This is a genomic window from Coleofasciculus chthonoplastes PCC 7420, assembly GCF_000155555.1.
GTDB classification, from domain to species: domain Bacteria; phylum Cyanobacteriota; class Cyanobacteriia; order Cyanobacteriales; family Coleofasciculaceae; genus Coleofasciculus; species Coleofasciculus chthonoplastes_A.
This window is the reverse complement of sequence record NZ_DS989848.1, coordinates 294,422-303,179: the sequence shown is the minus strand read 5'-3', so window position 1 is coordinate 303,179 and position 8,758 is coordinate 294,422. Positions and strand designations below refer to the sequence as shown.

Below are 8,758 nucleotides of genomic sequence, written 5' to 3'. Positions count from 1 at the left end.
GTAGGTGGGACGGGCAAGCGGTAGCAGCCTGAACCACCCTCTTTTTTTTGGCAGATGGGGGAGATGGGGTTGTAGAGACGTAGCATGCTACGTCTGGGAGATGAGGAAGAAAAAATTAAATGAGAGCTTATCCGACCAGTATTGTGTAGCACGGTACGTCTGCCATGACACATCTGGAAGAGAGAATAGAGAAAAGTTAAACTCGAATTTGTAAAAGACCTCTCTCGTCTGATCATTCATGGCTATTGCTTCTCAATCTCCTTCGTCAACTAATCACGCTCCGAACGAAACCTCTGTATTTGATGTCATCGTCATTGGTTCTGGTATTGGCGGACTCGTGACGGCGACTCAGCTAGCTGCTAAGGGTGCTAAGGTGCTGGTACTGGAACGCTATTTGATTCCCGGTGGTAGTGCTGGCTACTTTGAACGCGAAGGGTATCGATTCGACGTTGGCGCGTCAATGATTTTTGGTTTTGGGACTGAAGGAACCACGAATCTATTGACTCAAGCCTTAGACGCAGTAAATGTTGGTGTGGAAACAATTCCCGATGACGTTCAGATTCACTATCATCTACCCGAAGGATTAGACCTGAAAGTTCATCGAGACTATGAGAAATTCTTACAGGAATTGACAGAACGTTTTCCCCACGAACGGCGGGGAATTCGGCAATTTTACGATGAATGCTGGAAGGTGTTTAATTGCCTCAACGCCATGGAATTGCTGTCTCTAGAAGAACCTCGCTATCTGATGCGGGTGTTTTTTCAGCATCCTTTAGCCTGTTTAGGATTAGTAAAATATTTGCCCCAGAATGCCGGAGATATTGCCCGTCGCTATATTCATGACCCCCAGTTACTCCAGTTTATTGATATGGAATGTTACTGTTGGTCAGTTGTACCTGCGGATAAGACACCCATGATTAATGCAGGAATGGTATTTTCTGACCGCCATTATGGGGGAATTAATTACCCTAAAGGGGGTGTGGGTGAAATTGCCCAGAAATTAGTTGAAGGATTGGAGAAAGCTGGGGGACAAATTCACTATTCCGCCAGAGTCAGCGAAATTTTAACGGAACAGGGTAAAGCTGTGGGTGTGCGGTTAGCGACGGGGGAAGAGTATCGGGCAAAGCGGGTAGTGTCTAATGCGACGCGCTGGGATACGTTTGATAAATTACTGCCCTCAGAACAGATGCCTGCAAGTGAGGAAAAGTGGCAGCAGCGGTATCAGAAATCACCCAGTTTTTTGAGTTTGCATTTAGGAGTTGAGGAAAAGGTTTTCCCGCCCGGAACAGAATGTCACCATATTTTATTGGAAGAATGGGACAAGATGGAGGAGGCTGAGGGGACGATTTTTGTGTCGATTCCCACATTACTTGACCCGGACTTAGCCCCGGAAGGCTATCATATCATGCATACTTTTACGCCCAGTTGGATGGATAATTGGCAGGGATTATCGGCTAAGGAGTATGAAGATAAAAAGGAAGAAGCGGCTGGGCGAATTATTGAACGATTGGAGGCAATTTTTCCGGGTTTAGATGCAGGATTGGATTATATGGAAGTCGGAACCGCCCGCAGTCATCGACGGTTTTTGGGGCGTGAGGATGGCACCTATGGACCGATTCCGCGCCGCAAGTTAAGGGGGTTATTGGGAATGCCGTTTAATCGGACAGCGATTCCGGGATTATATTGTGTGGGGGATAGTACATTTCCGGGACAAGGGTTGAATGCGGTGGCGTTTTCTGGGTTTGCTTGCGCCCATCGGGTGGCGGTAGATTTGGGATTGTAAGCTCAGATTTTGCCCCATTTTCCACCATAAAGTTGTAGTGCCGTGACCCAGCTAATTTGGTGCAATAGATTGGGTTCGTAGTGAGGGCTTTAGCCCTCTCCAGCTATGCGTTAAAGCACTAAAGTGCTTACTACAAACAAAGCCCTATTTTAAGTGGGTCACGGCAGGGAATGGGTAGCGAGCAAGATGCAAAGCCTGCGGCATGGCTTCGCTTAACGCACTACAAGGATTTCGCCATTATTGATACTAAGGTTTAAATGCCTAACATTGATTCAAAATCAGCCTTTTTTGTAAAAATTTGATGTGTACATCACTTGCCTTTATACAAGTTAATTCACCCTATTTTAAGCTAAGGCGATCGCCCCTTCAGGATGCAGTCTGGGAACCCTAGGGGTGCGATCGATTGACGATTTGGTGGTAATCCTCGATCAACCACGGTAGGGGATGTTTGAGAGGGGTGGCTAGCATCGGCGATCGCGCCTTGGGCTGCTAAGATTTAAGCAGGAGATTTCAGTCAGGGAGAGTTCACCATGAGTTTAGTGATTTCCGATGATCTAGTCAAGGCGAGTGGCTTTTCTGAAAATGAGCTATTGTTGGAAATTGTGCTGATGTTGTTTCAGCAAGATAAAATTAGTTTGGGGAAAGCCAGTGAGTTATTGGGATTGCATCGGATGCAGTTTCAAAAACTCATTTCTGAGCGAGGTATTTGCGTTCATTATGATATTGATGAGTTCCAGGAAGACCTCAAAACTTTAGAGGAAACGGAGTGTTCATGATTTTGGTCAGCAACACTTCACCTATTTCCAATTTGGCGAAGGTCGGGCAACTCAGCCTAATGCCTCAGCTTTATGGCAGAATTTTAATTCTCTGTGCGGTGCATGAGGAATTATTGATTGAGGTAACCTATCAATGGTTAAAAGAACGAAGCCCTGACTATGCTGATAAGTGGTTCCGCAATTTGATAAATACAATGGCGACCCTACAACAACAGCCCTAGCGCTGTGCTTTAGCCATAGAAAATGATATTATTCCTCATCAAACCCTAATGTTGGGTTACATTTCATTTAAGCCAACCTACGAATTAGAGTCTGATCGCCCCTTTTTAATCAATTTATCTGCCACCCACCACGCACCCCATGAACAAAATAAACTCCCCACCAAGGCTATAATAAACGGATGGGGGGGTAGTAAAAAGCGATCGCGATTAGGAAGCTGCCAAGGTTCAGTAATTAACCCGGAAGTTGAAGCAACGATCGCACCCGCCGCAATCCCCACGCCAACCGCTTGGATTTGCCGTTCTAGGCTGCGATCGCGTTCCGCTTGGTCAATTTCCACTAGTCCCCGAATCGTATTAATTGCCGTATCTAACAACCGTTCCCCTTGCTGAAGATAAACCAAATCCACTTTAATTTGTCTCTGAAACATACCAAAAATGTGATTTGCATTATCCCGCCAACCCGTTAAATCACTTTGACTTTTTACCTCCATTCGCGTCAGAGTATTGAGATAATTTTGCCGATTAATCTCAATCGTATTCTGAAAATTCCCCAAGCTGCGAATTCGTTGGGAATACCCCAAAGACCAGTCTAATAGATTTTTGATTTCCCGTTTCAATAGCTTTAAATCTTTCTCTGACAAATCCGATGTCACATTGGTCGGAATGTTTGTAATGCATTTCTGAATCGTCTCTTCAATTTGTTGAATTTCATCCTGAGAGGCTCTATATTCCTTACGGCTATCCAGAAAAATTTGCCGATTTTTCTGGTAATATAAAAAAAGTTCTGGCAAATCATACTGAATATCATTCAGTTTATCTGTAGTTGCCTCGTCAAAAATCAATAAAATTAGAATTTGTCCATACCGATGCTGTCTAAAAATACTTTTATATTCATAAATATAGCCTCCTAGAAATTTCCCTGATTCGTAAAATGGCGGTGCTTCTTCCAGGGATTCAATCCCCAGAAACTGCTTTAATAGCTGATCAGCGGTAGATTTTAAATTCTCCGCCGTATCTGGACAATTTTGGGCAATAAAACCACTCAAAAAAACTGTACTGCCCCAAAAGGCTTTGCTGCGATTTGACTGAGTTTCATCTTGACTCCCTGGGGAAATTCCGGCGAAAAAGTCCTCTGGGGGCTTCAGTTTGGATAACTCTGAGAAAGAAATCTCGTCATCTCCTGACTTTTGCGGATGATAGAGCGTCAGAGAAAAACTATAAGTATTATTGAGAAACTGAGGATAAAGAAACCCCTTATATTTTTGGGGCAAAGCTATCCGGTAAATTCCTCTGCCTTCGGGATTGAAGATTAAATCAAAATTGGCTAATCCCGAACCGAGCATATCCTGGAAATCTTCCCGAAGTTTTAAATAGATTGGCTTGCTGTTTTGGTCTAAAATATTATAAGAGTTTAACAGATATTGATAGTAATTAGTAACGAATTCAATTTCCAGAGAGCGTTCTGTAAAATTTGTCAGACGGACGGTTTTTAAGTGATAATTGAATAAGCGGATATTTGGGGCATAAATAGAATTAATAGTGTGACTGCTCATTTGGATGACTGAGATTGTTGCTGGTGTTGGCTTTGGGCATCTTTGATGGCAGAGCGCAAAGCGGTATTGGTAATGGGTTGTTCTGACTCTGGAGGCGGAGGCGGAGTCTCGTTATCTCCCAGAGGGTCTTTTTTTATAGTTTGTAAAGCTACCTTGATAGTGTCATAATCATGGTCATCCAACCAATCTAAAATCGCATCCTCAATCTCTTCATAATCCTCATCTCCGAATTGAGCCAGCTTTTGGTCAAGTTCTGCCCAGGTTTCCTGAGTACAGTCGGCAAAGATTGAGGATTGCTGGTGCAACAGTTCTAAAAATTTGGCGATCCGTTTTTTGCTGATCATGATTGGTGATGTTGGGGTGATCTTCCTGTCTGATCTAATTGTCCACCTGATCTAATTGTCCACTGACGGTGAAAGGTGCCCAATAGCGAGCAGAAGTAAAGGGGGATTTTTTATTGAATAGTTTAAGCTGCTTTTCACAGGTTTTCAGTTGACTATCCTCTAATTTTAGCTCGTCCCGTAACCAGGTTAAAACACCATCACGGGAAATGGTGCGTAACCAGCCTTGGGCGGCTCGTAATGCCATCATGACTGAAGTGTAGCGAGGTAACTCCTGATATAAGCGAATCATCAGTAAGGCGGCAGAAAACTCCTCGGCTTCCCAGAGACTCCCCACCACCGTCCGGGTTCCGGCGAAAAAGAAGGCACTGGCTAACCCCACATAGTCATCGGTTGGGGGAGTTTCCACTAGCCCGGTTTTGCAGGCGGACAGGATTAACAGGCGACAGTTGGGGATATCCAGACTGGTGAAGATGTTCTGAAAGGTGAGTTTTTCCCGGTTAGCGAGGCGGAGGTAGGCGTTGAGGGGTTCGGCTTCGCTAAATTCGCCGTGACAGGAGAAGTGAACGTAGCGGCTTTGCTGTAAGAAGGCTCGGTTTTGCGGTTGTTCCAGGGCGGTTTTGGTGGCTTTGTCGTGGCTGAGAACCCGTTGGGGGTTGAACAGGCGGCGCAACACTTCTACCTCGAAATCTGCATAGGTGAGGTCTTGGGTCGGGTTTTGCAGGGCAAAGAAAGAGGTGGAGGGTTCTTCTAGGGGAGGACGCTGTTGGAGGTTGTTGAGAATTTGACAACTGGGGGCATATTGCACGGGGAACCAGTCTTGCAGGGGTTTTCCCACACTCCCAGAAGGCGAGGGGAGAGAGACGGGGAGCGCGTGGAGGGGGATGAGGTGCAGTTCCCGGTGGGGAATCAGGATGAGGTGTTGAATCTGGGATAATTCAGTCAGAAGGCGGGGGAGTTGCAGGGCGGCGCTGAGGGTTTCGAGGCGTTGGGGGAGTTGGTCATTCCAGGTGGGTTGTCCGTAGTCGCTGCGGTAGTCCTGTAGGGCTTGGTCGAGGTGTTCGCGGTCTTCGGCGCTGAAGTGGTGGGGGGTAATCTGGATTTGCTCGTCTCGGCGAGTGACGAGGAACAGGTAAAACCCGGAGTCGGCTTCGCTGGGGAGATACCACTCGATGAGGGCGGTTTGGGGCTGGAGGAGGCGGCGCAAGTCGGGGAGTTGGGGGGGGACTTGTTGGGTGAGGGTAAAGTTGGGGTCGTCGAGTTCCGTGAGCAGGTCTTGGAATTGCTGGTTGGCGGCTTGGAGTTGTTGGCGGATCAGGGTTTCGGGTGAGGGTTGGTTGGGGTGCTTCTCGGTAGCGGGGGTGAGGGTGTCGCTGGGGGTGAAGGCGAGTTGTTGTTGGTAGATGGCGATTTGACGGCGCAGGTTGCTGATGCGTTGTTTTTGTTGGTCGGTAGCGTTTTTGGGGTAGAGGTTGGCGCTGTCGAGGAGTTCGATCAGGGTGCGGGATTTACTGCGTTCGATGGTGAGCAAGGCTTGGGTGTAGTCTTGGTGGTTGATGCAGGCTTGCACCATTTTTTGATAGATATCGAGGGAGTTGGCGATGAGTTCCCGTTTGGTGGCTTCGGAGGTTGCCCAGTAGCGGCTTTGTTCGATGGCAAGGATGGCTTGGCTATAGCCTTCGATGGCGATTTCCCAGTTTTGGAGGTTGTAGCCGAGGTTGCCGAGGTTGCTTGCCATTTTGAGGCACTCTTTCGGTGAATACTTTGGTTCAAAAATTTGTAATGCTTCTCTGAATCTCAAAATGGCATTTTGCATATCACCCAAAGCACTGTAGATACAGCCCAACTTACCAGAAGCCTCTGACCAGTATGTTGGAAACTGTTTTTTTAGGGAATCTAACACTTCAAATGCATCTAAGGAATACTCTAAAGCTTGTTGGGGCTTATTATCATACAGACAGAAATCACTTGAGATTAATTTAGACTTAGCCCACAATCGAGGCTGTTGCTTATTATCTAAGAGAGTAAACAAGGAGCCAAAAATATTTTTGATGAAATCCTGTAGGTAAAGTGTATATTTGACTTGCTTTGAACCAATCAACTCTAAATACACTTGACCAAGGGTGAAACAAAGATCAATCCATTTTTCTGGAAAGGTATTAGGGGAGAATGCATTAGACATAAATAGCTGTTTTGCTATTTCCTTTGATAGGTTAATATCTTGATATTTGCCCTCCCGTAAAAATATTTTGGACAGCTCTAGGTTTACCAGATTTTGAAGACTTGCATTTTTCTTGGTTTTAGACAAGTTAAGTGATCTTTGCAAATATTCTATTGCTTGTTGCGAATTTTCATCAATGTCACCATATACTCTTGCACCATAAGCTTTTCCAAGTTCAAGATAAATGACTTCTTCCTGTGTGAATCTTAAAAATTTATTATCTAAATGTTTTTGGGGAGTTATAGCTATGAGAATTTTCGTCCAAATCTTATACATTAACCGTGGAATATTAATCGGATAATCTCTTTGTATTTGCCGATCAATTAACCTAACCTGTAGTGCCGCATTAAGCATTTTTATCCCATCTTCAATATGATTGATTCGATAAGATTGTGATGACTCCATTAAAGCTTTTCCACCCAGAACTAGGTAGTGTTGGTAATGAAACTTATATCTGGGCCAGCGATATGAGTTCAGATTAAATCTGTCTACAACTAGAGGATAAATTTTTGTAGCAAGTTCTGTTGAACTAGAGCTTGAAATATCTAGCTTTTCACAAATAATATTACAAGCAGTACCCACTGCAAGAATAATTTGATTAGTAGCTTCTATGCTCGAATAAAGATTGCTATCGATTATCCAATAGACAATAAAGCAAAAGTCATCTACTGTTTTTTGGGTGCGTTCAAATTCCAGATCTTTGCATTGATAACTTTTGAGATATAACTTTTTTAATGACCTCTCTATCAAGGTTAATATTTTTTGGGCATCCTCTAATTTTAGATGATTAGTAGCATCATTTGCAATATCTCTTTTATATGAAACTTCATTGATTACATCTTCTGTGTTGACGAATTTTGGTTTTGATGACCTTAGTAAACGCCACAATGCAAACAACCCATAAAGCGATAAAAGTGGAATAATAATTATCGTGAATAATACAGAGAATCCGGCAACAATGAACATAATTCTTTCCCATGTCTCTAAATGCCCAGTAAACGCAGAAAAAATGGTCGTTATTTGACGAGAAATCATCCTCATTGGTGTCCCCAACCCCGCATCATAAATTATCAATGACCACAAACTCATCCCCATGGCAATAGCAACTATAACCACCAACGCCCGTAATATTTTAGGTAAGTCAAAGATAATATATGCTGGTTTCGCTTTATTTCCGAATATGTCATTGATAACTGATTGGCTAAATATATGAGGCTCAAAAACCCGATTCAACTTAAATTTCATAAAGCGAACCATTGACAAAAAATCGGATTTTGAAAATATATTTTTCTGTATTATCAGATAATGAAAAATCTTGAATCCTATGATAAAAACAAAAAATTGAATAAATAAGTCAAGTGTTTTTATGATTGCAACTGATACTCTGCTAAGTTCAGGAAAAATTGTAATCTCAGATAGATATTTTTCTAGTCTCTGCCGTGTCACTTCATCAATCTCATAACTATCAATTAAGGGAATTACGTTCTCTTGAACCATATTTTGGGTAGTTGAAAGTAATTCTGAAAAATTTTCTGTATAAAAAAACCAAACAAAGGTAATAATAAGATGTGATGTCAAAAAAAACAAAAATAGCCTTAGTGAGTGTATTTGTAATTTCTTTGTTTTAGCAGTCTGTTCAGAGAATAAACTTTTTAACAAATCAAACAAAAATCTGAGTGATCTGGCAGCGAGTGATCCACTGAAATAAAAGAAGATCACCCCTAAGATGCCATTGCCTGCGAATGCAAGCCAAAAACCATGGTTACTTAATAAGCTACAAAAAGGTCTTTGGTAACACCAGGGTGAATACAAAAAAATGTAAATTAGGACTGATACAATGAAGTAAACAAAGAAAATGTTAGT

Annotated in this window: 6 protein-coding genes; 3 read left to right on the top strand and 3 right to left on the bottom strand. The window is 43.2% G+C overall.

The genetic code is table 11. The features are described from left to right. Positions 1-238 precede the first annotated feature (238 nt). The 3 genes from crtH (at position 239) to MC7420_RS42505 (ending at position 2,780) form a co-directional block, all read left to right on the top strand. Positions 239-1,783: a carotenoid isomerase gene (gene crtH / locus MC7420_RS13530; protein ID WP_006101019.1), complete on the top strand. Its 1,545-nt coding sequence runs from the start codon at positions 239-241 to the stop codon at positions 1,781-1,783. 530 nt (positions 1,784-2,313) lie between these two features. Next, positions 2,314-2,559, top strand: a complete 246-nt coding sequence (locus MC7420_RS13525; protein ID WP_006100995.1) for a UPF0175 family protein — start codon at positions 2,314-2,316, stop codon at positions 2,557-2,559. Beyond that, the gene (locus tag MC7420_RS42505) at positions 2,556-2,780 is read left to right on the top strand and encodes a hypothetical protein (protein WP_232231705.1); all 225 of its coding nucleotides are present in this window, start codon (positions 2,556-2,558) and stop codon (positions 2,778-2,780) included. The genes MC7420_RS13525 and MC7420_RS42505 overlap by 4 nt, the downstream gene beginning before the upstream one ends. Before the next feature lie 77 nt (positions 2,781-2,857). Here the strand turns inward: MC7420_RS42505 and MC7420_RS13515 are convergent, their stop codons facing one another. The 3 genes from MC7420_RS13515 to MC7420_RS42500 are packed head-to-tail and all read right to left on the bottom strand — an operon-like array spanning position 2,858 to position 6,856. Continuing rightward, positions 2,858-4,333 carry a hypothetical protein gene (locus tag MC7420_RS13515; RefSeq protein ID WP_006100959.1) on the bottom strand — a complete coding sequence of 492 codons (1,476 nt, stop codon included), beginning with the start codon at positions 4,331-4,333 and terminating at the stop codon, positions 2,858-2,860. After that, positions 4,330-4,677 (bottom strand): hypothetical protein, encoded by a 348-nt coding sequence (locus MC7420_RS13510; protein ID WP_006101001.1) that lies wholly within the window; start codon positions 4,675-4,677, stop codon positions 4,330-4,332. The genes MC7420_RS13515 and MC7420_RS13510 overlap by 4 nt, the downstream gene beginning before the upstream one ends. A gap of 34 nt (positions 4,678-4,711) precedes the next feature. Further along, positions 4,712-6,856, bottom strand: coding sequence for a CHAT domain-containing protein (locus MC7420_RS42500; protein ID WP_232231704.1), 2,145 nt, complete (start codon positions 6,854-6,856; stop codon positions 4,712-4,714). Positions 6,857-8,758 lie beyond the last annotated feature (1,902 nt).

Bases quoted from the DNA above. Each gene is read 5' to 3' on its own strand.
- MC7420_RS42505 (WP_232231705.1), top strand. From the start codon at position 2,556: ATGATTTTGGTCAGCAACACTTCACCTATTTCCAATTTGGCGAAGGTC.
- MC7420_RS42500 (WP_232231704.1), bottom strand. From the start codon at position 6,856: ATGTCTAATGCATTCTCCCCTAATACCTTTCCAGAAAAATGGATTGAT.
- MC7420_RS13510 (WP_006101001.1), bottom strand. From the start codon at position 4,677: ATGATCAGCAAAAAACGGATCGCCAAATTTTTAGAACTGTTGCACCAG.
- MC7420_RS13515 (WP_006100959.1), bottom strand. From the start codon at position 4,333: ATGAGCAGTCACACTATTAATTCTATTTATGCCCCAAATATCCGCTTA.
- crtH (WP_006101019.1), top strand. From the start codon at position 239: ATGGCTATTGCTTCTCAATCTCCTTCGTCAACTAATCACGCTCCGAAC.
- MC7420_RS13525 (WP_006100995.1), top strand. From the start codon at position 2,314: ATGAGTTTAGTGATTTCCGATGATCTAGTCAAGGCGAGTGGCTTTTCT.